18 protein-coding genes are annotated in these 24998 nt (G+C 38.7%); 6 read left to right on the top strand and 12 right to left on the bottom strand.

Going from position 1 to position 24998, the window contains the following annotated elements; genetic code table 11:
* Window positions 1-11 precede the first annotated feature (11 nt).
* From HMPREF1320_RS02405 to HMPREF1320_RS02380, 6 genes are all read right to left on the bottom strand, one after another.
* Entirely contained in the window at window positions 12-1427 is a 1416-nt protein-coding gene (locus HMPREF1320_RS02405; RefSeq protein ID WP_009417315.1) for a S1C family serine protease, read from the bottom strand.
* A gap of 60 nt (window positions 1428-1487) precedes the next feature.
* Entirely contained in the window at window positions 1488-2840 is a 1353-nt protein-coding gene (murC, locus tag HMPREF1320_RS02400; RefSeq protein ID WP_009417327.1) for a UDP-N-acetylmuramate--L-alanine ligase, read from the bottom strand.
* Between the two features lie 54 nt (window positions 2841-2894).
* Window positions 2895-3803 (bottom strand): hypothetical protein, encoded by a 909-nt coding sequence (locus HMPREF1320_RS02395; protein WP_009417321.1) that lies wholly within the window; start codon window positions 3801-3803, stop codon window positions 2895-2897.
* Between the two features lie 5 nt (window positions 3804-3808).
* Window positions 3809-4891, bottom strand: coding sequence for an undecaprenyldiphospho-muramoylpentapeptide beta-N-acetylglucosaminyltransferase (murG, locus tag HMPREF1320_RS02390; RefSeq protein WP_009417329.1), 1083 nt, complete (start codon window positions 4889-4891; stop codon window positions 3809-3811).
* A 51-nt stretch (window positions 4892-4942) separates the two neighbouring features.
* Window positions 4943-5893 carry a hypothetical protein gene (locus tag HMPREF1320_RS02385; protein WP_034553911.1) on the bottom strand — a complete coding sequence of 317 codons (951 nt, stop codon included), beginning with the start codon at window positions 5891-5893 and terminating at the stop codon, window positions 4943-4945.
* A gap of 891 nt (window positions 5894-6784) precedes the next feature.
* Window positions 6785-7594, bottom strand: coding sequence for a M48 family metallopeptidase (locus tag HMPREF1320_RS02380; protein WP_009410124.1), 810 nt, complete (start codon window positions 7592-7594; stop codon window positions 6785-6787).
* Window positions 7595-7794: 200 nt separating this feature from the next.
* Here HMPREF1320_RS02380 and HMPREF1320_RS02375 point away from each other — a divergent pair, with 200 nt between their 5' ends.
* The 3 genes from HMPREF1320_RS02375 to HMPREF1320_RS02365 all read left to right on the top strand — a co-directional run bounded on the left by HMPREF1320_RS02375 (window position 7795) and on the right by HMPREF1320_RS02365 (window position 13207).
* Complete coding sequence (locus HMPREF1320_RS02375; protein ID WP_009417322.1) at window positions 7795-10326, top strand: ATP-dependent Clp protease ATP-binding subunit; 2532 nt, start codon at window positions 7795-7797, stop codon at window positions 10324-10326.
* 65 nt (window positions 10327-10391) lie between these two features.
* On the top strand, window positions 10392-11300 hold the full coding sequence (locus tag HMPREF1320_RS02370; protein WP_009417362.1) for a C40 family peptidase: 909 nt from the start codon (window positions 10392-10394) through the stop codon (window positions 11298-11300).
* Window positions 11297-13207 (top strand): ComEC/Rec2 family competence protein, encoded by a 1911-nt coding sequence (locus tag HMPREF1320_RS02365; protein WP_009417318.1) that lies wholly within the window; start codon window positions 11297-11299, stop codon window positions 13205-13207. The genes HMPREF1320_RS02370 and HMPREF1320_RS02365 overlap by 4 nt, the downstream gene beginning before the upstream one ends.
* Here HMPREF1320_RS02365 and HMPREF1320_RS02360 read toward each other — a convergent pair.
* Together HMPREF1320_RS02360 and HMPREF1320_RS02355 are read right to left on the bottom strand one after the other, a co-directional pair.
* The gene (locus tag HMPREF1320_RS02360; protein ID WP_009417348.1) at window positions 13193-13897 is read right to left on the bottom strand and encodes a CDP-alcohol phosphatidyltransferase family protein; all 705 of its coding nucleotides are present in this window, start codon (window positions 13895-13897) and stop codon (window positions 13193-13195) included. The genes HMPREF1320_RS02365 and HMPREF1320_RS02360 overlap by 15 nt on opposite strands.
* Window position 13898: 1 nt before the next feature.
* Window positions 13899-14732 carry an FKBP-type peptidyl-prolyl cis-trans isomerase gene (locus tag HMPREF1320_RS02355; protein ID WP_009417323.1) on the bottom strand — a complete coding sequence of 278 codons (834 nt, stop codon included), beginning with the start codon at window positions 14730-14732 and terminating at the stop codon, window positions 13899-13901.
* Between the two features lie 80 nt (window positions 14733-14812).
* Here HMPREF1320_RS02355 and HMPREF1320_RS02350 point away from each other — a divergent pair, with 80 nt between their 5' ends.
* On the top strand, window positions 14813-15199 hold the full coding sequence (locus HMPREF1320_RS02350; RefSeq protein WP_002672472.1) for an RNA-binding S4 domain-containing protein: 387 nt from the start codon (window positions 14813-14815) through the stop codon (window positions 15197-15199).
* On the opposite strand, the gene HMPREF1320_RS02345 is transcribed toward HMPREF1320_RS02350, so the two are convergent.
* Entirely contained in the window at window positions 15194-17539 is a 2346-nt protein-coding gene (locus tag HMPREF1320_RS02345) for a thiamine pyrophosphate-dependent enzyme (RefSeq protein ID WP_009417346.1), read from the bottom strand. The genes HMPREF1320_RS02350 and HMPREF1320_RS02345 overlap by 6 nt on opposite strands.
* Before the next feature lie 404 nt (window positions 17540-17943).
* Here HMPREF1320_RS02345 and HMPREF1320_RS02340 point away from each other — a divergent pair, with 404 nt between their 5' ends.
* Window positions 17944-18555 (top strand): fumarylacetoacetate hydrolase family protein, encoded by a 612-nt coding sequence (locus HMPREF1320_RS02340; protein ID WP_009417345.1) that lies wholly within the window; start codon window positions 17944-17946, stop codon window positions 18553-18555.
* A gap of 97 nt (window positions 18556-18652) precedes the next feature.
* On the opposite strand, the gene HMPREF1320_RS02335 is transcribed toward HMPREF1320_RS02340, so the two are convergent.
* The 3 genes from HMPREF1320_RS02335 to HMPREF1320_RS02325 are packed head-to-tail and all read right to left on the bottom strand — an operon-like array spanning window position 18653 to window position 21688.
* On the bottom strand, window positions 18653-19429 hold the full coding sequence (locus HMPREF1320_RS02335; RefSeq protein WP_009417337.1) for a diadenylate cyclase: 777 nt from the start codon (window positions 19427-19429) through the stop codon (window positions 18653-18655).
* On the bottom strand, window positions 19426-20244 hold the full coding sequence (gene folP / locus HMPREF1320_RS02330; RefSeq protein WP_009417342.1) for a dihydropteroate synthase: 819 nt from the start codon (window positions 20242-20244) through the stop codon (window positions 19426-19428). Before folP ends, HMPREF1320_RS02335 begins: the two co-directional genes overlap by 4 nt.
* A 25-nt stretch (window positions 20245-20269) precedes the next feature.
* Entirely contained in the window at window positions 20270-21688 is a 1419-nt protein-coding gene (locus tag HMPREF1320_RS02325) for an L-serine ammonia-lyase (RefSeq protein ID WP_009417314.1), read from the bottom strand.
* Between the two features lie 626 nt (window positions 21689-22314).
* On the opposite strand from HMPREF1320_RS02325, the gene HMPREF1320_RS02320 reads away from it, so the two are divergent.
* Entirely contained in the window at window positions 22315-24993 is a 2679-nt protein-coding gene (locus HMPREF1320_RS02320; RefSeq protein ID WP_009417334.1) for an AsmA-like C-terminal region-containing protein, read from the top strand.
* Window positions 24994-24998 lie beyond the last annotated feature (5 nt).

Below are 24998 nucleotides of genomic sequence, written 5' to 3'. Positions count from 1 at the left end.
TTGTTTTACCATTAGAAAAAGAATCTTTCTTTTTCTCCTCTTTCGTTCAGGAATTCTAACGAGTTGCGATTACGTGAAGAAAGGGTAGACATTATATTTTTCAATTCATCTACATCTTTAATGGTTTTTCCATTCACTGAAAGCAACACTTTTCCCACTATATTGATATTATTGTACTCATAGAACTGACCTGCAGCAGTAACCTTCACTCCATTTTTAGTTTTAAATCGCTTGTGGTCAGCATCTGAAAGGTTTTTCACTTCCAAACCCAAGGATTGTATTACATAAGTAGTGTTTTTCTTAAGTGTGATATTGGTAGTGCGTTCTTTACCTTCGCGTACGTAAGTTACTTTTAGCATATCACCAGGACGTTTAGAAGCGATGTGACCGCTAAGGTCAGAGTATTTATGTATCTTCACATTGTCAATTTGCTTGATGATGTCACCTTTTTTAAGTCCGGCAGCTCCTGCTCCTGACTCATCATCTACAGAATCTACATAGAATCCTTCTGTTTCTTTGATATTGAGTTTTTTGGCTACTTCGGAGTCTAATCCTTGTCCGCGTACGCCCATAACCCCGCGTTGTACATTCCCGTATTCTATCAAATCCTCTACCACTTTCTTAGCGATATTGCTAGGCACAGCAAACGAGTAGCCCATATACACACCCGTAGTAGATGAGATAGCAGTATTGATACCAATGAGATCACCATTGAGGTTTACTAAAGCTCCCCCACTGTTCCCCATATTCACCACGGCATCGGTTTGTATGAATGATTCTATTTTATCGCTACCGCGCTCGCTGATGTTACGCGCTTTCGCACTGATGATTCCCGCAGTAACGGTAGAATTTAAGTTGAAAGGATTCCCTACCGCGAGCACCCATTCGCCTACTTGTGTGTTATCGGAGTCCGCAAAGGTGAGGAAAGGTAGTTTTTCGTCGGCTTCTATTTTCAGTAAGGCAATATCCGAAGAAGCATCTGTGCCTATGAGTTTAGCAGTATAAGTTTTATTGTTGTTAAGGGTAACCTCCAAAGTAGTAGCATTGGCAATCACGTGATTATTGGTTACTATATAGCCATCGGGGGTAATGATAACGCCAGAGCCTGTACCTACTTGGGTCTGTTCGCCTCCACCATTACCGTAAAAAAGGTCGAAGATAGAGGTAACACCTCCTTGTGATTTTACAGTGTTCTTCACGTGCACTACGCTATTCACCGTTTTGTTAGCCGCTTCCACAAAGTTGGTTTCACCTGCTACCGTTCTTTCAGGAGTAGTGTGATTAGTTTGTACCAAAGCAGGACGTGAGAGCAAATCAAGCGCCTCTTGTTTGGCATCGTGTTTATCTATAAAGAGTTTATACCCTCCTAAGGTCATAGCCCCGCCGAGAAAGGCAGCAGCTATCATTGTTGCATAATTTTTCATCATATTCTTTGTTTTACTAATTTGTTTTATATCGTAAAACGATTAGGCAACAACTGTGCCATTTTAATGACCAACGGTAAAAGCTTCTTTAATTTTCTCTACTTCAGCACCTATATCGCCTGCTCCTACGGCAAGTAATAATTTTGGTTGTTTTTTAAGCAATAAAGGTATCAATTCTGCTTTGCTCACCAATATTTTCTGTTTAGCCGTCACTTTGTCTAACAATACTTGTGAAGTAATACCTTCAATAGGCAGCTCTCGAGCTGGGTAAATGTCCAATAAAACTACATCGTCAAACTGTGATAGGCTTTTTGCAAAATCGTCTAAAAAGTCACGTGTCCGAGTGAACAAATGGGGTTGGAAGACAATAGTTTTAAAAGTTTGGGGGTACATCTCCTCTACTGCTTGGAACAACGCATTAATTTCCGAAGGGTGATGTGCATAATCGTCTATAAAGGCAAAGTTGTCTTCCTTGATAATATACGAGAAACGCCTTTTCACACCTTTGAATGTAGCCAAATGAGGGAGTAACTTTTCAGGGGCAAATCCTGCTTTTACCGCCATCGATACGGCTGCTAAGGCATTGAGTAGATTATGTCTTCCTGGCTTCAATAAAGTATAGTCTTTATAGACGCCTCCTTTATAATGAAAATCAAAATGGTAAATACCGTTCTTTACGGTTATATTTTGGAAAGTATAATCGGCATTATCTTCCAATCCGTAGGTCTCACCTTCTATATCTAAACCATTCCGTACTATAAGACTTCCTCCTGGTTTTATCTTACCTGCAAACTCTCTAAAACCTTCTATCAAGTGTTGTTTATCGCCATAAATGTCGAGATGGTCGGCATCCATAGAGGTGATACAAGCTATATTGGGCGAGAGTCGCAAGAAGGAACGGTCGAACTCATCGGCTTCTGCCACAGTGTACTCACTGCCTTTCAGTACTAAGTTGCTGTTGAAGTTTTCAGCAATCCCTCCTAAAAACGCACTTACCGAAGCTCCTGCTTCTACCAATAGGTGGGCGAGAATACTTGAAGTAGTGGTCTTACCGTGCGTACCTGCCACCGCAAGACAGAATGTATTTTTGGTGATAAATCCTAATACTTCCGAGCGTTTTACTACTTCGTAGCCATTTTGCTGAAAATAGTTTAATTCCTTATGGTCTTTGGGTACAGCAGGTGTATACACTACCAGCGTAGTGCGCTTGTCTTTAAAAGAGGCGGGAATAGCATTCACATCATCGGTAAAATGTACTTTTATACCTTCTTTTTCGAGCATTTCAGTAATTTCAGTGGGGGTACGGTCATAACCACACACCTTTTTGCCATTGGCATTAAAATAACGAGCAAGGGCAGACATTCCTATGCCCCCTATGCCTATAAAATAAACGTTCTGTATAGGTTGTAAATTCATTTGTATAAAATGCGAAGTAAGAGGTAAGAGTTTTTAATTCTTCACTCAATTACCTCATAATTTTTTAGTTTCTATTAGCTTTTTTGAAGCATCGTATTTGCGAACTTCCTTTTTCTTAGTATCAGTTACAGTATAATTGTCTAATTTTCCATTCTTGTAGATGGAAACAGTAGTCTCTTTTGTACTGCGGTCTTCACAAGTTTTTTGGCTAATTACTCCTTTGTCATAAGTTTCACGACAATTGCCGTTTTCAGTAACATACCATTTTTCAGTAATTTTCCCAGTAGGGTCATATTTAGTAGTGATTTTGCTATCCACTTGGTCTAATTTCAGCTTCCCGTTTTGGTAAAATTCCTTTGTAGTACTCTTGATAGTATTCACTTCTTTGCTAGGATTGCCATTCTTGTGGTAAGTAGTAACTATTTGGTCAGCTCCTTCCTTCAAGTTGGTGTGTATTTCTATCTTTTGGGCGAGCTTACCAGCGTGGTCAAACACGTGTCCTTCAATAATGTTCCCTTTGAAGATGTTTTTCTTGCGCAATCTACCTTCGGTATTGAATATGTGTATTTCGGATAGCTTCCCATTGGCAAAGATATAGGTAGATTTTAGGTTTTTTTCCTTGTTTTCAAACTGCCCTTCACCTACAAACTGCCCGTTGTTGCCTATCTCGAATTCAAAGCGCTGTTCATCGTTGTCAATAACGTAATTCCCTTTCGGCAGAGCTACCTTTCGCGTCATATACGCTTGCCGAATCATATCGCTATTAATACCTGCCGAATTGCCCGATTTAAGGTTTCTTTGTAACTGCAAATATGCTTCGTAATTCACGTATTCCTTCACTTCCACGATGCCTCTTTTAAATTCATCGCTTTTAGTATCTATAAAAAACTGTTTTCCCAATTGGTTTTGCGCAAAAGTAAATGTGGCATACCCAAGTGCTATAAATGTAAAAAGTCTCTTCATCTGTTTTAATTTCTATTTTCTAAGATAATGTTTACTATTTCTTTAGTAGCATTAGGCAAAGCCAACGTCTTAATGTGTTGCGACAGGCTCTGCTGTTTTGCCTCGTCATTTATGAGTTCGGTAAAAGTAGTAGCAAAAGTAGTGCCTAAATCTGTTTCGCGTATCAAAATAGCAGCCTGTTTTTGCTCAATAGCTCGTGCATTTTTGGTCTGGTGGTCTTCTGCCACATTAGGCGAAGGAATAAATATCACAGGTTTTCCCACTACACACAATTCGCTCACCGAGCTGGCTCCTGCGCGAGAGATAATTACATCGGCAACAGCATAAGCCAACTCCATTTTGTCAATAAAAGCTAAAACTTTCACTCGCTCGCTTTCATATTTCTTGTATTCTTCATAATACAGTTTGCCACACTGCCATAACACTTGCACCCCAAGTTTTTCAAATAAAGGCAACTGCTCTTCTACTAGCTGATTGATACGCCTAGCTCCCAAACTACCCCCTAATACCAACAACGTTTTTTGCTCAGGGTTCAGCTGAAAATATGTCAGTCCTTCTGTGCGGTGCTTTGCTATATCCAAGAGCCCACCGCGAATAGGATTACCTGTTTTTACGATTTTCTCTTTGGGAAAGAACTGTTCCATTGCATCGTAAGCCACACATATTTTTTTTGCTTTTTTAGAAAGCATTTTGTTGGTAATACCCGCATACGAATTCTGTTCTTGAATGAAAGTAGGAATACCCATTTCGCCTGCTACCTTCACCACAGCACCGCTAGCAAAACCTCCGGTACCTATTACGGCATCGGGTTTAAAACGCTTGATAATGCTCCGAGATTTCAGCAAGCTACTGATGAATTTTAGGGGAAATAGCAGGTTCTGCAAGGTAATTTTACGCTGAATGCCCGAAATCCAAAGCCCTTCAATAGGATAACCCGCCTGTGGTACCTTTTGCATCTCCATACGGTCTTTGGCGCCCACAAACAGAATGTCGGCATCTGGAATACGTCTTTTCAATTCATCGGCAATAGCGATAGCAGGAAAAATATGCCCGCCTGTACCTCCTCCTGATATGATAAACTTTTTCATTTCTCGTTCTAATTTGGTGCAAAGGTACGCAAATCTTCACAAAAAGCAATATTATTTAAGCGTTTGCTTAATACTGCTGTTGATAGCCTTAAAAACTTCACTGTTTTGATGAGGCACACAGTCCTGCACCCAATACCACCAAAAATAACCGCCCACGTAGTTCTTTACATATTTAGGCATCGAATAATAGTGCTTAGCTCTTTGCACTTTACTCTGTACAGAGTACTTCTTATAATCGTTATTGCCACACTCCCCTATGCCTAATTTAACACTCGGAAAAATAGACTCTAAATTGTTAAATACCTCTTGCCAATTAGGCTGGTAATTGTCGTTATCATCTTCGTAATAGCTTACTAACACGTAATCCAACTGCTTTTTCATATCTTCGGGGATATATCTTTTTAGCCAATCCTCCATCGTCACCTTTTGGTCACCTGGTTTAAAATAGTAGCTCACAAGCACTGTTTTCGCATTTTTACTGCGGATAAACTTATAAGCACCATAGGCTTTATCGGCAATAAACTGAGGGTTGTCACCCATCCAACCTTCTCCGTTAATTTCATTGCCCACTTCCCAAAAATCCGTATATGCCGAGAGTTCTTTATACGAATCTTGAAATCTCTTTACATAACTATCCACAGTTTTGTAACCCTTCATATCTTCTGAATCGGCAGGTGTTGCCATCACATAAGCTACTTGATGAACAGCCGAAAAAAGCGGTTTGTAATTAGCTATCGCTGTACCCTTGGACATCACAATGCGCACCGTAGGCTTTACAGGCATTGCCTTGATAGCGCTTACAATCTGCTGAACAGTAACTCCGGTTTTATCCCAACTGTCGTCTATAGTAATCCCATACAAATAGGCATTCGTAGGGGTATTAGGTTTGGGGTTATCAGGCTTGGGTTTGTCTGGAATTGGCTTATCAGGGGTAGGTTTATTAGGGTCTGGTTGGGGAACTTCGTCATTGTTTTTATGGCAAGCTATAAAAACGATTGCCATACATAGGTATAATATTCTTTTCATTTGATAAATAATTTAATTTTGAAAGTGCAAAGGTACTATTTTTATTGCAAACTGCTTCAAAAAATCATCTGAAAAATCAAAATCTACCCTTTCCCCCTCAGCTTTCGCATTTACCCCATTCTTTCTTTGCTTTAGTGTTATGAACTTTACCAAAATTTGAAACTTTGGCAAAGTTGAAAGCTACTAATAACATTCTTCTTATTTATATTTTAGTTTTAACATACCTTCACTTTTTCTCCGCCTTTTGTTCGTTCTTTGTTCGTTCTTTGTTCGTTCTTTGTTCGTTCTTTGTTCGTTCTTTGTTCGTTCTTTGTTCGTTCTTTGTTCGTCTTTTCTTCGTTCATTGTTCGTCATTTGTTCGTTCATTGTTCGTCTTTTCTTCGTTCATTGTTCATTTGTCCGTGTGGCTCGCACCGTCATTTGTTCGTCATTTGTTCGTCATTTGTTCGTCATTTGTTCGTCATTTGTTCGTCATTTGTTCGTCTTTACGTCGCTGTAGTTCCCCCTTTGGAGGGGGTTAGGGGGAGGTTTCCTTCGTTCTTTCTTTATTTGCCCGTGTGGCTCGCACCGTCTTTTGTTCGTCTTTTGTTCGTCTTTACGTCGCTGTAATTCCCCCTTTGGAGGGAGTTAGGGGGAGGTTTTCTTCGTCATTTGTTCATTATCTGCCTATGCGTCTTTTCATTATCTGCCTGTCGTGCTACGACTGCCCGTGCGGCTCGCACCGTCTTTCCTATAAGCTTTGTATAAGCCTCCAACTAATTAACCATTAACCACTAATCATTAACCACTAATAAAAAAACCTCCAAAAAGCTATTCACTTTTTGGAGGCATTCTTATTTTTATCGTACTTTTTACTAATAAAACAGTTTATTTGATAGGCGTTTTAGGCAAGGTAACTTCTCCTGGGTCTTTCCAAAGCCCATCTTTGATAGCTCTTTTTTTAGCCGCTTCAGCACGTTTCTCGCTATCAGGGTGTGAGCTCATCATCTTTTGAAATTTACTTTGGGTCGCTCCACCTGAAAGCAAAGCCAATTTCTTAAATGCTGTATAAACAGCCACCACATTATAACCGTGTTTCTTCATAAAATTGTAAGAATATTCATCGGCTTGTGATTCTTGTTTTTTGCTGTGTTTAGCATCAAGAATAGCATTAGCCATTTCACCCAATTCAGTGTCGCTTAGTTTTCTTACAACCCCCGAAGCCGAGCTTGCAGCATCTTGTGCAGCAGCACGCATATAAGCAGATTTGATAGCATCTTTAGTGTCCTCATTCTTCACGTGACCTATTTCGTGACCGATAACTGCCAATAATTCATCATCAGTCATCAAATCCATCAACGATGAAAACACACGCACACTCCCATCAGCACAAGCAAACGCATTGATATCGGTTACCAGATACACTTTGTAATTGAGCTTCAAACCGTCTTCATTTTGGTGTTTCCCAAACACACGATTCAAGCGTTTAGTATACGGACTGTTTTTGCCTGCTACCGGATTATGAGCATCCATCCAGTCTACTGATTCCTTTGAAAGCCTTTTAGCATCTTCATTAGTAAATGATAAAGCTTGTGCTCCTTTTGTAACAGCACTTGCGGCTTTCCCTAAATTGATTTTTTGAGCTTGTCCCATAGAAAATAGCCCTATAGACATTGCAATTAAGATAAAATTTTTCATTTGAAATTCTTTTAATAATAATGGCGCAAATTTATGCTTTTCTATGGTTAAAACAAAATATTTTTATATTTTTCTTTCGTATTAATATTTTTTTTCGTACCTTTGCCCGCAGTGTAGAAGACTGCCTTTTTTCCTGATAGGGAGAAATGGAATAGTTTTTGTTACTACACAACTATTTAATACAAAACAAGAGGAGATTTATGAACGATAACTTTTCACCAAGAGTTAAAAGGATATTCACATATAGCAAAGAAGAAGCCATTCGCTTAGGGCAATCTACGGTAGGCACTGAGCACTTTGTGTTAGCCATATTGCAAGAAGGTGAAGGTAGTGCAATCGATTTAATGCACAGTTTAAATATCGATATGGAAAGACTGCACCAAAACATCCACACGCTCACTTCTGCACGTGGTCTCAACCCTCCTAACTTCAATGCCGTTCATTTCACCGTACAAGCCGAAAGAGCAATGCAGGCTACTTACTTAGAAGCAAAACGCTCCCAGAATGATATGATTAATACAGCTCATCTATTACTAAGCATTTTGCGTAACGAAAACGACCCTACTACTAAAGTTTTCAACAAGCTAGGCGTAAATTATGAAGTAGCAAGAGATAAATTCCAACCCATACGCGACGATAATTATCAAGTCTCATCACCCACCGATGAAGTTGACGAATACGACCGAGACTATAGTTTACCTCACGAAAACAAATCGGGTTACAAAGGTCAGCAACCCAATCAAGGGGGGCAATATGGGCAACGAAAACTCACTGTGTTAGATAATTTTGGTAGAGATTTAACTGCTTTAGCCGAACAAGGTAGTTTAGACCCCGTAGTAGGTCGCGAGAAGGAAATAGAACGCGTATCCCAAATATTGAGTCGCCGTAAGAAGAATAACCCAATACTCATCGGTGAACCTGGTGTTGGTAAAAGTGCCATCGCCGAAGGATTAGCTTTGCGCATTATTCAGAAAAAAGTGGCACGAGTATTGTATAACAAACGTGTGGTAACACTCGATTTAGCTTCCTTAGTGGCTGGAACTAAATATCGCGGACAGTTTGAAGAACGCCTTAAAGCCATAATGAGTGAACTCGAAAAGAATAAAGATATCATTCTTTTTATTGATGAAATTCACACCTTAGTGGGAGCTGGTGGTGCCTCAGGTAGCTTAGATGCCTCTAATATGTTTAAACCTGCCTTAGCACGTGGTGAAATACAATGTATTGGGGCTACTACCTTAGATGAATATCGTCAATCTATTGAAAAAGATGGCGCCTTAGAACGCCGTTTCCAAAAAGTAATCATCGAACCAACAAGTGTAGATGAAACCATACAAATCCTTCGCAATATAAAAGGAAAATACGAAGAACATCACAACGTAACCTATACCGATGAGGCTATCGAGGCTTGTGTAAAGCTCACCAATCGTTATCTTACCGACCGTTATTTGCCCGATAAAGCTCTTGATGCCTTAGACGAAGCTGGTGCAAGAATACATATTATGCAAGTAAAAGTTCCGCAATATATCGTGGAATTGGAAGAACGTTTAGAACAAGCTACTCAAGCCAAAAACAGAGCTGTTTCACGTCAGCAGTTTGAAGAAGCTGCCCGTTTGCGCGATAACGAGAAAATTATCGAAAATTCATTAGTCGAAATGAATAAGAAATGGGACGAAGAATCTAAACAACACCGTGATGTAGTAACCGCCGACCATATTGCTGATGTAGTCTCAATGATGAGCGGCGTACCTGTAAACAGAATTGCTCAAACTGAAATGAGCAAACTCTCAGGATTATCCGAGATAATGAAATCCAAAATCATTGGTCAAGATGAAGCGGTAGAAAAGGTAGTGAAATCTATCAAACGCAATCGCACAGGCTTGAAAGACCCAAATAAACCTATAGGCTCTTTCATCTTTTTAGGACAAACAGGAGTTGGGAAAACACAACTCGCTAAAGTGCTTGCCAAAGAACTTTTCGATTCAGAAGAAACAATGGTACGCATTGATATGAGTGAGTATATGGAGAAGTTTTCAGTTTCTCGTCTCATAGGAGCTCCTCCAGGGTATGTAGGTTATGAAGAAGGCGGTCAGCTCACCGAGAAAATACGTCGCAAACCTTATTCTGTGGTGCTTTTAGATGAGATAGAAAAAGCACACCTCGATGTTTTCAATATGCTTTTACAAGTGCTTGACGATGGTTTCTTAACTGATAGTTTAGGACGAAAGATTGATTTCAGAAATACTATCATCATTATGACCTCTAATATAGGAGCTCGTCAAGTAAAAGATTTTGGGCAAGGTGTTGGTTTTGGCACTTCAGCAAGAATAGCCCAATCTGAAGCTAATGAGAAATCTATTGTCGAAAATGCTTTGAAAAAGGTATTTGCTCCTGAGTTTCTAAACCGTATTGACGATGTGATTACTTTCAATCCTCTTAGCAAAGAAGATATCTTTAAAATTATCGATATTGAGCTTTCTAAACTGTACTCACGTATCAACGATTTAGGCTATGGAGTACAACTTAGCCAGAAAGCAAAAGAATTCATTGCAGATAAAGGCTATGACAAACAATATGGTGCTCGACCTTTGAAACGCGCTATTCAGAAATATGTAGAAGACATATTAGCCGAAGAAATAGTATCTAACCAAGTGCACGAAGGCGATAGCATTCACTTTGATTTAGATGAGAAAGGAGAAAACCTCATAATAACGCAAAAAGAACTTATTTAATAACATCAACCTTTTGAACTTTTAGGTGTTTCCTCAAAGTTCAGAATTTAAACGCTCAAATTACTATGTACGTATTAAGAATTTTAGGTTTATTTACACTACTACTCAGCTTATCTTCCTTTTCAGAGGCAGTAAAGAATACCGAAAAGAGTGTAGTTGTAAATACAGCTACCACAAAGGCTGTGGAAAATAAGAGCAAGCCTAAAAAGAAAACATTTTCTCCTCCTAAGAAAGGGAAAAAAGCTACTACTAGAGTGGCTACAACAACTAAAAAACGTCATAAGTTACCTCCTAAACGCAGTGTAGCTCATCATTCTGCCAAAAAGTCTGTAAAAAAAGCTCCTGTTAAGAGAGCTTTAGCTATAACTGATAAAAAGAAAAAGCCTGTAAAAGCAGATATAGCTGTTGCTAAGAGTAAGAGATATGCTCCTAAAAAACACACCGGTAATAAAGCCTTAAAACAATACGCTGAAAATACTCTCGCAGACACTGAATTGGAAGACGACTTAGAAGACGAAGAACTATTTGAGGAACCTGAAAGCTATGAAACTACCGATATAGCGCTTACTGCACTCTCTAAAAGTAAAGCAGATACCAAACAACAGAAAGTATTATTAGATACAGCTTTCTCATATTTAGGAACTCCTTACAGACACGGAGGTGTTACCCGTAATGGTATGGATTGTTCTGGTTTTGTAAGTACTACTTTCAAATCTATTTCAGTACCATTATCTCGCTCCTCACAAGAAATGGCTACACAAGGAACTAAAATTGACTTGGAAGATGTAAAAGTAGGCGATTTACTTTTCTTCAGAACGACTAGGAAAAGCAGAATATCACACGTAGGTATGGTAGTAGATATAGATGGAGATATTAAATTCATACACTCTTCCTCTAAAAGAGGAGTTGTGATTTCTTCATTAAGTGATGAATATTACAAGAAAACATTTCGTATGGCAAAACGTGTAATGTGAGATTTGTAAATACTCCCATATTAACTATCTTATTAGGACTCATAGGAGGGATTGCTATTACTGATGTAATAGCTCCCTCTTTTTTATTTGCAATAAGTAGTTGTATATGCTTACTGCTCACTTTGGCAATACATCAGTTTTTAGCTACCAAACAATATACTTTTCGTCACGGAATTGTAATACACGTAGGTCTCACTTCCGTAGCAGTGGGTATACTGATAACTATCCTTCATACCCCCACCTATAACTCTAAGCATTACACACAAAAACTAAATGCCAATGAGTATTACACTTTAGAAGCTGACATAATAGAGCAAACTTCACAAACAGATTACGGTACTACCTTTAAAGCTGAACTCTTAACGGCTAACCATACAAGTACAGAAGGAAAAATTCTGTGCTTTTTCCCTTCTAAAACAATTACCGATGATGTGAAAACATTAGCTCCAACGGATAGATTGGTTTTTGTAGGTAAATATACTCCTATATCTCCTCCTAAAAATCCATATCAATTCAACTATAAACGGTATATGGAGCGAAAAGGTGTATATGGGCGAACAGAAGTAGTTGCTTTTTCTGTTGTAAAAAATAATACAACAGGTTTTATGGGGAGTATTGCGAGAACACGCTCTCATTTAGCTATTGTAATAGACAAATATTTTAATCAAGAGTCTTCTGCTCTGTTAAAAACACTACTCTTAGGAAAACGCACTGATTTAGATAACGAAGTCTATCAACATTATGTTGATGCGGGAGCGGTGCATATCTTAGCTATTTCGGGATTACACGTAGGGATTATTACTGCTATACTCCTTTTATTACTACAAAAGATGCCTAATTTAGGTTTTTATCGTCCACTGCGATACTTTATACTATTAGCAGGCTTATGGGCTTTTGCTTTCATAGCAGGCGCCTCTCCTTCGGTATTGAGAGCTACTGTAATGTTCAGCTTTGTAGGATTGAGTACTCTCATGCGAAGAAAACAAGGCAGGTTTGATGCGTTAATGCTCTCAATGTTATTTCTGTTGCTTATCAATCCTTACTATTTGTATGATGTAGGCTTTCAGCTGAGTTATGTAGCGGTATTTTCTATAATGAAATTCTACCCTGTGATGCGCAAATGGTGGCAACCTGAGAATAAATACCTACAATGGATATGGTCACTATTTTTGGTAGGATTATCTGCTCAAATAGTAGTTTTACCTATCAGTTTGTACTATTTTCACCAATTTCCCATATTGTTTTTCGTTTCTAACTTGGTAGTAGTACCTTTATTACAACCTATACTCATAGGAAGTATCATTGCCTTATGTTTGGGAAGTTTTGGTATTTTGCCTTATGCCATAGTCTTCGTCTTAGAAAAATTAATCGCTTTGATGAACTTTTTGGTAGCATTTATAGCCCATCAAGAAATGTTTATCATACGAAACATACCTTTTACTACTCCCCTACTTCTTTCTTCTTTATTGACGGTGTTCATACTCATTGTTTTTGTACATTATAGGAAATACAAAGTATTGATAGCACTTCTCTTATCTGTTATTTTATTTCAAGGGGTACTTTTCTATTACAAATATCAATTAGAAACTACTGAAGAAATGCTAGTTTTCAGCAAATATAAACAGAAAGTAATCACTATTAGACAAGGTGATAAACTAAGTATCTATCAAACAGATACAATTTCTCCTGACCCTGTAGTAATGAACTACATAAAAAATAAAGGTATCAGCAATATCGAGCTTAAGAAGATGCCTTATATATTACGTTTCAAACAAAAAAACTACTTGCTAATGGATAGTTTAGGGGTATACCCAAAATCCAAGCAAGTAGTTATTGATAGTGTTATTTTCTTACAAAAACCTAAAATCAATTTGGATAGAATGAAGCGAGATTTATCGCTTAGGTAGTAAGGAAAGAATAATGTACAATAAAATAATTAGCGGAATAGCGATTATTTTTAAACTTAGAAGTAAAATGACGCAAAGTGCTAAGAATATATATTTCAACGCATTATTTTTAAAAGAATAATCGCTAAACTTCAACGCAAAGAGTGCTATTTCAGCATTCAACAAGTAAGCACTCAACAAAGTAATCCCTAACAAGACCCACATATTATGCAATAAACTATCGAATAATTCAGTAGGCTGATATTGTAATATAAGAGGCAAAGAGAGAATAAACATTGTATTAGCTGGGGTAGGAAGCCCTATAAAGCCAGATGTCTGCCTTGTATCTATATTAAAATTCGCCAATCGATAGGCAGAAGCTAAAGTAATAAGGAAACCAACATAAGGCAACAACATAGCAAAAGTCCCCTCAGTTTGCAATACATAGGTACTATTATTCAACAGCTGAAACATCGCAATACCAGGAACTACTCCAGAAGTAACCATATCAGCTAAGGAATCTAACTGTAAGCCCATTTCGGATTTTACGTGTAGCAAACGAGCAAAGAAACCATCAAAAAAATCGAGGAAGATGCCTATTGCCACAAACAAAGCAGCCCAATCAATCGTTCCTCTTACGGCAAAGACAATCGCTACTGTTCCGCAAAAGAGATTGGATAAAGTGATAAGATTAGGGACATACTTCTTCATTCTACTTACAATCAGCATCTAAATAATCTGGAAGGTATGAAGTATCCTTATTAGCATCACAATCAGGATAAGTTACCACGCCATATTCATTACGCACAATCTCATTTATAGAGGGTTTACCATCGTGATCGTGGTCGGCACGACGTGTAGCAATAAGTCTTACTGTAAAAATTAAAGGTGAATAAGCAGGTATTTTAGCTTGACTGTTATTGAAATAGCCTAAACCTGAAGGAATAAAGAAAACTCCAACTCCTCCATCAGTAGGAGCATTTAGAGTACCATCACTATTATTTGTAAGTCCTGTAGCCGATGCTCTTAGTTGAGCAACACCCTCTCTAAAACCTCTAATAGTACCTGAAGGCTTGTTGGTAACAATATTACCTATAAGATCCATCCAATTAGAAGTAGATTGTGTTGTTGTTTCATCAAATACACTTAAATCTAATAATTGTCCTTTATAATTCACATATACTGAATCAGCAATAGTAGTGGTAGTTCCTGTCCCCTCTTGCAAAATAAGATAGTAAAGCGTATGACGTACAAGAGTATTATTAGCATCATAAACATCTAATTCCAATCGTTTTAGCTTGCTATCATTGAAGATAGACGCTGTAGTATTAGAGGTTGTTGCAAAGGTAACCGTTTCAGAAATAGTAGTTGTTGCTGAAAAAGTGTAAGTATGCGTTTTCAAGAATGTTTCAATACTTTGATTATTCTCATTTCTCACCTCTGTAACATCACGTGGAGGTGTTACATTAGAGTTTTCATTTTTCTTACACGAAACAGCAAATAGTAAACCTATTGTGCTAATAGTAAATATAAATTTATTCATCATATAAAATTTCTTTATTTCTTAGTATAAGATACAATTATTTATTATTTTTGCACTTATTATTTTTCTAAAATCACAAAAGAATGCGAATTGATAAGTACTTATGGTGTGTGCGTTACTTCAAAACACGTAATATAGCTACTGAAGCCTGCAAAAAAGGACACATCAAGGTGAATGGTGAGACTGCAAAACCCTCAAGGGAAATTTACAAAAACGACCAAATAGTAGTGCGTAAGAACCAAATCAACTACCAAATAGAGGTCTTAGATATCCCTGAGAGCCGTGTGGGGGCTAAGTTAGTAGACCTTTATCGCCAAGACAACACGCCTCCTGAGGCTTTTGAACAAGCCGAAATACAAAAACTTGCGCAAGACTATTATCGCGAGAAAGGTGAAGGTCGCCCTACTAAAAAAGATCGCCGTGCTATTGATAATCTCTTGAATGACTTTCAAGAAGATAATGAATTATAACAAGGTTGGATATTTTTCAGGATTAGCTTCGTGCATTATACTGTATATCTTCTCAATAATGCTATCGGCATTAGGTTTAGAGAAATAATCACCATCGGTTGCGTATGCAGGGCGATGATTACCTGCTGCTAAGGTTTGTGGCGCACTATCCAAATACTGATAAGCATTTTGCTCTTCTACAATCTTCTGCAAAATATATGCCGAAGTAGCTCCAGGCATATCTTCATCTACAACCAACAGTCGATTGGTTTTCTGTATACTCTTCACTATATCGTGACGCACATCGAATGGTGCTAAGGATTGTGCATCTATAATTTCTATATCAATACCCATAGAGGCTAATTCATCGGCAACTTCACATACGATACGCAAAGTAGAGCCATAAGATACGACCGTAATATCTTTTCCTTCACGAAGTGTTTCGACTACTCCAATAGGCGTTTTGAACTCGGCGAGATTCGTAGGCATTGGTTCTTTCAGGCGGTAACCATTAAGACATTCCACCACTACCGCAGGTTGATTACCTTCTAAGAGTGTATTGTAGAACCCTGCTGCCTTCACCATATTGCGAGGAGTAAGAATACACACACCACGAAGAGCGTGTAAAAGTATCCCCATAGGTGAACCAGCATGCCATATTCCTTCTAAACGGTGCCCTCGTGTTCTAACAATCAAAGGGGCTGATTGTCTACCAAAGGTACGATAATGTAAGGTAGCTAAATCATCACTAAGAGTTTGAAGACCGTAAAGAATATAATCTAAGTACTGAATTTCGGCAATAGGACGTAAACCACGCATAGCCAAGCCTATTCCTTGTCCTACGATAGTCGATTCACGAATACCTGTATCAGCTACTTTTATAGCTCCGTGTTTCTTTTGTAAACCTTCCAAACCTTGGTTTACATCGCCTATATTACCTACATCTTCGCCAAATATCAAAAGGTTAGGGTACTTGGTAAGTAATGCATCAAAGTTCTCACGTAAGATCAGTCTTGCATCAACAAGTTTAGCATCTGATTCATATATAGGAGCTACTTCTGCTATTTTCATAACATTATGAGTTCCTTCAGTATACAAGTGTTTGCTATACTTAGGTTCATTAGTTGTTATATAGTTAGTTATCCAAGTACGCAAGTTCGATACTTCTTTATTCTCTTTTAAGAACTGTCGTAATGCTTTACGTGCTACATTCATTATTACCTTACGAGAAAGAGTTGGAATCTGAGATAGTTCAGTAGCAAAGATACTTTTAGGTTGTATGCTATTGAGTAATTGCAAAAGTTCCTTGCGTTCTGTTTCCATAGGTTTCATATACGCTTCCCAAGCTTTTTTCTTGCCATCACGTACACGCTTTTTAGCTGCTTCTTCTATTGTCTGCAATTCCTCTTCAGTAGCATATCCTTTCGCTAATATCCATTCACGCATTTTGGTAATACAGTCAAAATCCTTTTCCCATTGCAAACGTTCAGCACTTTTATAACGTTCGTGAGAGCCTGAAGTAGAGTGCCCTTGGGGTTGTGTAAGTTCTTTTACGTGTACCAACACAGGCACGTGCTCTTTACGAGCAATTTTAGCTGCTTTTTGATAAATATCGTACAAAGTGGGATAATCCCAACCTTTAGCAACGAATATTTCAAATCCTTTGTGGTTGGCATCTCGTTGGAAGCCTTTCATCACTTCAGAGATACTCTCTTTGGTAGTATGGTATTCCTTAGGGACTGAAATGCCATATTCGTCGTCCCAAACCGAAATTACCATTGGCACTTGCATTACGCCCGCAGCATTAAGAGTTTCAAAAAAGTGTCCTTCACTGGTGCTTGCATTACCAATAGTACCCCAAGCTACTTCATTACCGTGATTTGAGAAGCCTTTACTTTCAGCATTCGGTAACTCACGATATACTTTAGAGGCTTGCGCTAAACCTAATAAACGAGGCATTTGTCCCGCAGTACACGATATATCGCTACTACTATTCTTTTGTTTTAATAAATCTTTCCAATTTCCCTCTTCATCTAAACTATGAGTAGCAAAGTGTCCACCCATTTGACGACCTGCACTTGTAGGGTCTGCCTCTATATTAGCGTGAGCATACAGTCCAGCAAAGAAATTTTCAACTGTATGTACCCCAAGAGCCATCATAAGGGTTTGGTCTCGATAATAACCACTCCGAAAGTCTCCATACTGAAAGGCTCTCGCCATTGCTACTTGGGGGACTTCTTTCCCATCACCAAAAATACCAAATTTTGCTTTACCAGTAAGCACTTCTTTCTTTCCCATCAAGCTACATTCTCTACTGAGAACAGCGATGCCATAGTCTTCTAAAACATCTTCTTTTTTCATTGGTTATATCTTAAAATAATATTTGTTTTATTTCACAATCGTTTTTGTTTTGTTATAAAAAACTCGGGCAAATGTATTACTTTTTTTTAAATATACAAACATAATACAGTTTTTATTTTTACTTTTGCAATCTATAAGCTATATTTCAGTAATGGGAAATCATTGCATATGAAGCGTATTCTTATCACGATAAACTATTTTTTAAATTGAACAAATAGGTGTTTTGTTACTTTAAAACCTCTCACAGATTTTATAAAACTTTTCCCAAAGGGAAGAAAACCAAATTATAAATAATAAAGAAAGGTGCTCTTTGCCTCATAGACCTTATTCCTAAGAAGGAATTGTAACAACGTAAAAGCGATTGAAAATAAGTATTTTTATATCAAACTCACATTAAAATAAATATGAAAATTATTTGTATAGGTAAAAATTACCGCGAGACTATCAAAACATTTGATAAAACAACGGTTCAGCCCATAGTGGTATTTATGAAGCCTGATACGGCTATTCATAACCTCGAAATTCCTTACTACCTTCCTGATTTTACACAGGATTTGTATTACGAAATAGAATTAGTACTCAAAATCAACCAGAATGGAAAGTGTATTTCGGAAAAATTTGCACATAAGTATTACGACGAGATTGCGGTGGGCATTGACTTTACCGCTTGCGACCTGCAAGCGGATTTGAGTCAAAAAGGACTATCGTGGGAGCTAGCGAAGGCTTTTGATGGCTCAGCTATCGTAGGAAAGTTTGTCTCTAAAGAAACATTTGAGAGTTCTTCCTCTATTCAGTTTCACTTAGACAAAAATGGCTCTACTGTACAAAAGGGCAATACAACACAAATGCTTAGAGATTTTGACGTTATCATCTCGGAGGTATCGCAGTACTTTACCCTTCGCAAGGGAGACCTTATCTTTACGGGAACACCTAAAGGTGCAGGGAGAGTTACAACAGGTGATGTGTTAGAAGGATTTTTAATGGGAGAGAAAGGATTTAGTTTGAAAATTAGATAATTTGGAAATTAGCAAATTGACGATTAGCCCTAGAAGCCCCAAAGCCAATGAATGCTTGAAGCTCGCTATCTGAAAAAGGTTGTAGCGCAACAAGCAATTAAAAATCGGATTGTACAGCTTTGATGAGTTCATCGTTATTCTTGAACTTTACAAAGGCGCCATTCTTGAAGTAGGAAATGTGTCCGGTTTCTTCAGAAACGACTAAGGCAGTAGCGTCTGTTTTTTCGGTGATAGAAATGGCAGCACGATGACGTAAACCATAGCGTTTAGGCAAATTGATTTCACTTGCAACAGGCAGTATTACCCTTGTAGCTACGATGTGGTCACCCTTTATCACAATAGCTCCATCGTGTAGCGGACTATTCTTATAAAAGATGCTTTCGATAATAGGCTCGGAGAACTCTATATTCACCTTGTCGCCAGTTTGGGTTACAAAGTCGAGAGGCATATTGTGTTCCAAAACGATAAGCGCCCCTGTATTGGTACTGGCTAACTTCTGACACACATTTATCAAACTCTCAATATTAAGCAGAATTTCCTTCTCTTTGAAAAAGTGAAAAGCACGGTGTAGCTTGTTGCGTGCAGTGATATTGGTAGAACCAATGGTGAGCAAGAAGCGACGTATTTCCTGCTGGAATACAACTATCAGTGCGAAGACTCCTACCCCAATGAACTGACCTAATATACTACTAAGCAACTGCATTTGCAAAGCTTCGGTAATCTTCCATATCAAGTAGATAATCACAATACCCATAAAAATATTAATGGCTACCGTGCCTCGAATCAATCGGTAGAGGTAGTACAGGAGAGCTGCAAACAGCACTATGTCAATCGCATCGACGATTGTAAAGTCTAAAATATCGAATAGTTTCATTGTATTTTTTCAAAGAGTGTTACACATTCTTTAGCTTCTTTTACATCGTGTACCCGCAAAATGTGTGCCCCTTTCATCAGGGCTATGGTATTGACTACTGTCGTAGCATTCAGCGCACCAGCAGGGTCAGTGTTTAACAATTTGTACAACATCGACTTGCGGGAAAAGCCTACCAATAGCGGACAACCAAAGCTATGGAATAGCTCTAAGTGCTTCAACACTTCATAATTCTGGTCTAAGGTTTTAGAGAAACCAAAGCCTACATCTACTATAAAATCGTTAATCCCCGCTTGCAAAGCTTTGGCTTTGCGCTCAGAAAAATAGTAGCGCATATCACTGATAATATCCTTATAATCAGTGTGCTGTTGCATTGTTTGGGGTGTACCTACGAGGTGCATCGCAATATAAGGCACCTGAAATTGCGCTACTGTAGCCAACATCTGCTCATCTAAGAGTCCGGCAGAAATATCATTGATAATACAAGCCCCTTCTAAGAGCGATTGGCGTGCTACCTCACTGCGGAAAGTATCTACCGAGATACGTATCTCGGGGAAATGTTGCACCAAAGAGCGCACTACGGGCACTACCCTACTGAGTTCTTCGGTTTGTGAGACTTCGGGTGCATTGGGGCGGGTACTATAACCACCCACATCAATAAAATCTGCGCCGTGAGCGAGCATTGTTTCTGCGCGTTGTAAGAGTGTTTTTTCGGTTACACGACTTCCTTCGTAGAAAGAGTCGGGGGTATGATTAAGGATTCCCATCACTCGCGGGGTATCCATAGAGAGAAGCTCTCCTTTACAGTTTATTGTCATTAATTGTTAGTTATTAGTTGTTAGATTAGCAGTCCGCCATATTTACAGCTACCGCTAAGCCCCCTTCTGAGGTTTCTTTGTATTTAGAGTTCATATCTTTGGCAGTTTGCCACATAGTATTGATAACCTTGTCTAAGGGTACTTTCGCATTCTTAGGGTCGGTTTCGATAGCTAATTCGGCAGCGTTAATTGCTTTGATTGCCCCCATAGCATTGCGCTCGATACAAGGGATTTGCACCAATCCGCCAATAGGGTCGCAAGTAAGCCCCAAGTGGTGTTCCATTGCTATTTCGGCAGCGATGAGTACCTGCTCTGGAGAACCACCCAAGAGTTCGCAGAGCGCACCTGCCGCCATTGCGGAAGATACACCTATTTCGGCTTGACAACCGCCCATAGCTGCTGAAATGGTTGCCCCTTTTTTGAAGAGACTGCCTATTTCGCCCGCTACCAATAGGAATTGCTGGATTTGCTCCTCAGTAGCTTGTTGGTTTTCGATGGTTATGTAGTAGAGCAACACGGCGGGAATCACCCCTGCACTACCATTGGTAGGTGCCGTAACTACACGCCCCAACGAAGCATTCACTTCATTAACTGCTAGCGAAAAACAACTTACCCATTTAAGGATTTCGCGAAACTTGATATTCGTTTTCTTGATAGAGTTCAGCCAATTCTCTGGACTATCGTAGGTGACTACCCCTATGAGGTTCTTGTGGATATCATAAGCACGACGGCGCACGTGTAAACCGCCTGGGAGTACACCCTCGGTATGACAACCTATATAAGTACATTCCAACATAGTATGCCATATACGCATCAGTTCGCTATGGATTTGCTCCTCAGTACGCAAGGCTTTTTCGTTTTCATAGACGATTTCGGATATTTTCTTTCCTTCTTGGCAACAATAGCTAATGAGCTGCTCAGCTTTATCAATAGGGAAAGGGAAATTTCGCTGAGTATCTTCCTTGACTGTTGCTTGTTCTCCTTCTTTTACTATAAAACCACCCCCTACTGAGTAGAAAGTAGAAGCATAACTGAACCCCTCGCCTTCAGCTGTAAAAGTAAGACCATTGGGGTGAAAAGGCAAAAAATCTCTATTGAAAATAATATCTTCCTTAGGATTGAAGCTAATGATGCTCTCATTACCTAAATAGAGCTCTTGATTATTAGTAATAGCCGTAATAATCACATCTAAACTCTCAATAGGCACATACTCAGGGTCGGCACCACTGAGACCTAACATTACTGCCAAATCGGTAGCGTGACCTTTGCCTGTGAGAGAGAGTGAGCCGTATAAATCTACGTGCACTTTGGTTGTGCGGGTTAGGAGGTGCTTCTCTCTCAATTCTTTGAGGAAAGCCTCAGCAGCACGCCAAGGACCCAAAGTGTGAGAGCTGGAAGGACCTACCCCTATTTTTAGCATATCGAATACACTTATCTGCTCCATTTTTTCGTTATAAGACTTTATAAGAATGCAAAAATAGAGAGAAATTAGCAAATTAGCAAATTTGAAAATTAGCATATTAGATAAAACACACTAAATTAGTGAAGTAAAAGAAGTATAGCTTGGGTGTAGAATTTGAACAAAAATGATTAATAAAATTTCCTCTAAACCTCTAACGAAGAATCAGCGGACAGAATATCTACTTACAAGGAGAGGGAGTATAATAACGGAAAAAGTAAGACGAACAATGAACGGTGCGAGCCACACGAGCAGATAAAGAATGAACGAAGAAAAGACGAACAATGAACGAACAATGAACGAATAAAAGACGAACGAATGACGAACAAATGACGAACAAAAGACGAAGAAAAGACGAAGAAAAGACGAACAATGAACGAACAAATGACGAAGGAAGAGTGGCGTTAAAGCAAAGGGAAGTTAAAGCTAAGAGAGAGTAAAAAAAGAGGATGTTGGTGGATTTCAACTTTGGTAAAGTGCAAGATGAAAATCCGCAGACCAATTCTGGTAGACTATAAAAACAAAGAACAAAATAATTATTTCAGAATTTATTGCCAATTGTTAATTATTTCGTATCTTTGCACTCAGAAAACATAATTGCTAAAACACGAATGAAAATAGCTAAAAAAATACTGAAATGGGGAGGTATAACCCTACTGCTCCTCATCATCGCAATGATTGCTATTCCTTTTTTCTTTAAAGATACTATCAAGGAAAAGGTTATTGAGATGGCAAATGAAAACTTAAAGGCGAACATCGGATTACAAGATGTTGATATTAGTCTGTTTAAAAACTTTCCTAAGGCACGCGTTACCCTCAACGATTTTGTTTTGGTAAACAAAGAGCCTTTCGTAGGTGATACACTTTTTGCTGCTAAACACATAGATGTAACGCTTAGCATCAAAGATTTATTAGCGGGCAACTACAATTTGCTAGGAGCTAATGTGAAAGATGCTTCGGTGTATATACACCTTAACAAGGAGGGAGAAGGCAACTATGATATCGCTATTCCTTCGGATAAACCTGAGGAAGAGTCAGCACCTATCAAGCTAGATATTCAGCGGTACAATGTAGAAAATCTGAAATTTACTTTCAAAATGGACGACGGCAACCTCTTTATGGAAGCAGCCGATATTTACCACAGCGGGAAAGGAAACTTTGCCGAAGAGGTATTGGACTTAGACACTCAGACAAAAGCCAACCTAACTTTTGCAATGGGTAAGAGCACTTTTATGAAGCGAGTGCCTATCACCTTGCAGGCTATTTTGGGTATCGACCTCAAAAATCAGAAATATACTTTCAAGCAAAACAAAGCTACTGTAAATCGTTTGGATTTGGTATTCGATGGTTTTATTCAGTTATTGGAGGAAGGACAACATTACGACCTTACTTTTAGCACCCCTACCAATTCATTTCAAAACTTTTTAGCGCTCATTCCCGAAGAGTACTCTAAAAGCATTGAGAATGTAAAAACCACAGGAAATCTGACCCTGAAAGGTTTTGCCAAAGGTGATATGGTAGGTGATAAAATCCCTACTTTCGGACTTGAAATGTATGCAGACAATGCTTCTTTTAAATATCCGAACCTGCCTAAAACGGTGCGTGACATCACTATCGACCTAAAAGTAAACAACGCTACGGGTATTACCAACGATACCAAAGTGAACCTCAACAAATTTACGATGAGCATTGACCAAGACCATTTTTCGGCTCGTGCCAATGTGAGCAATGTGGTAGTAAACCCGTTTGTGGATATGGCAGTAAAAGGGACTATCAACTTGGCAAACTTATCGCAAGCATACCCTATTTCGTTAAACAAGAAGTTGGCAGGAATCTTACGTGCTGATATAGCGACACAATTGGATATGAAATCGGTAGAGGCTAAGAATTATCAAAAAATTAAAGCGCAGGGTAATTTGTCGCTTTCTCAGTTTGTATATGCAGGCGAGGAGTTTGTAAAACCTTTCCATATTGATAACTTAAACGTAGCCTTTAATCCGTCGCACATTGGGCTTTCAAAATTTGATGCTCGCACAGGTGATAGCGACTTACACCTTACTGGAACGATAGATAATCTGTACGGTTTTGCTTTCAGAAAAGAAATCCTCAAAGGAAACTTTAATCTATCTTCGAACAAGTTAGTAGTAAACGATTTTATGCAACCCGCAACAGAATCGTCTGCTCCTGCAAAACAAGAAACCAAAGAAGCACCTAAAGCTAATAAGACCTCTACAAAAGAAGCGGCTATAAAAGTGCCTGCTTTCTTAGATTGTGCGCTTACTGCAAAAGCCAATACGGTGTTATACGACAATTTGAAATTAAGTAATGTATCGGGTAAACTGATTATAAAAGACCAAAAAGTAACCTTAGAGAACTTAAAATCGGATATTTTTGGAGGAAATATAGCTCTTACAGGAGATGTATCGACCAAAGAAAAAGTACCTACCTTTGACGTAGACTTGAACCTCAACCGCCTTAACATATCCGATGCTTTTACGCAAATTACTATGCTCGAAAAGATAGCGCCTATTGCGAAAGCTGTACAAGGGAAAGTGAATACGGTTATCAACGTAAAAGGTAATTTGAAAAACGATTTAACTCCTCAAATTAACAGTATCTCGGGCGACCTATTCGCAGCACTTATCGACTCCAAGATTGACAGCCACGGTTCTCCCCTACTCTCAGCTTTAGACAGCCAATTTACAGGTTTAAATTTAGCCAATCTCAACCTAAAAGATGTGAAAGCAGCGGTTGATTTTGAAGATGGAAAAGTGAAAATCAAGCCTTTTACTATCAAATATAAAGATGTAGCCATAGAGGTAGCAGGTTCTCACGGATTTGACCAACAGATGAATTACAAACTCACCTTTAATGTACCGCCTCAAATGTTGGGTAAAGAAGCAGAAGGTTTGTTAGCAAAACTGACTCCTGAAAACCAGAAAAAGATAAACAACTTGCCTGTGGTAGCAACCGTAGGTGGAACTTTCAAAAAACCACAAGTAAGCACCGATGCTAAAGCCGTAGTAAAAAATTTGGCTACTCAAATAGCTAAAAACCAAATTAACAACCTTACCGCTAAAGGCACTGACGCACTACAAAAGGCTTTAGGAGGTAAAACAAGTTCGGGTACAGCAGGCGAAATAACCAAAACCGTGGGAGGACTGATGAAGAACAAAGACAGCACAATGACTAAAGTGAAAGAGAAAGCCAAAGAAGAGGCTAAAAAAGAAGCCAAAAAACAAATAGGCAATTTCCTAAGAGGTTTGGGTAAAAAAGAAGGAGAAGAATAAAAATA

The sequence above is a fragment of the Capnocytophaga sp. oral taxon 335 str. F0486 genome, from assembly GCF_000277665.1.
Lineage (GTDB): Bacteria > Bacteroidota > Bacteroidia > Flavobacteriales > Flavobacteriaceae > Capnocytophaga > Capnocytophaga ochracea.
Note: the sequence above shows the minus strand (reverse complement) of the source record. Positions and strands in the feature narration are given on the sequence as shown.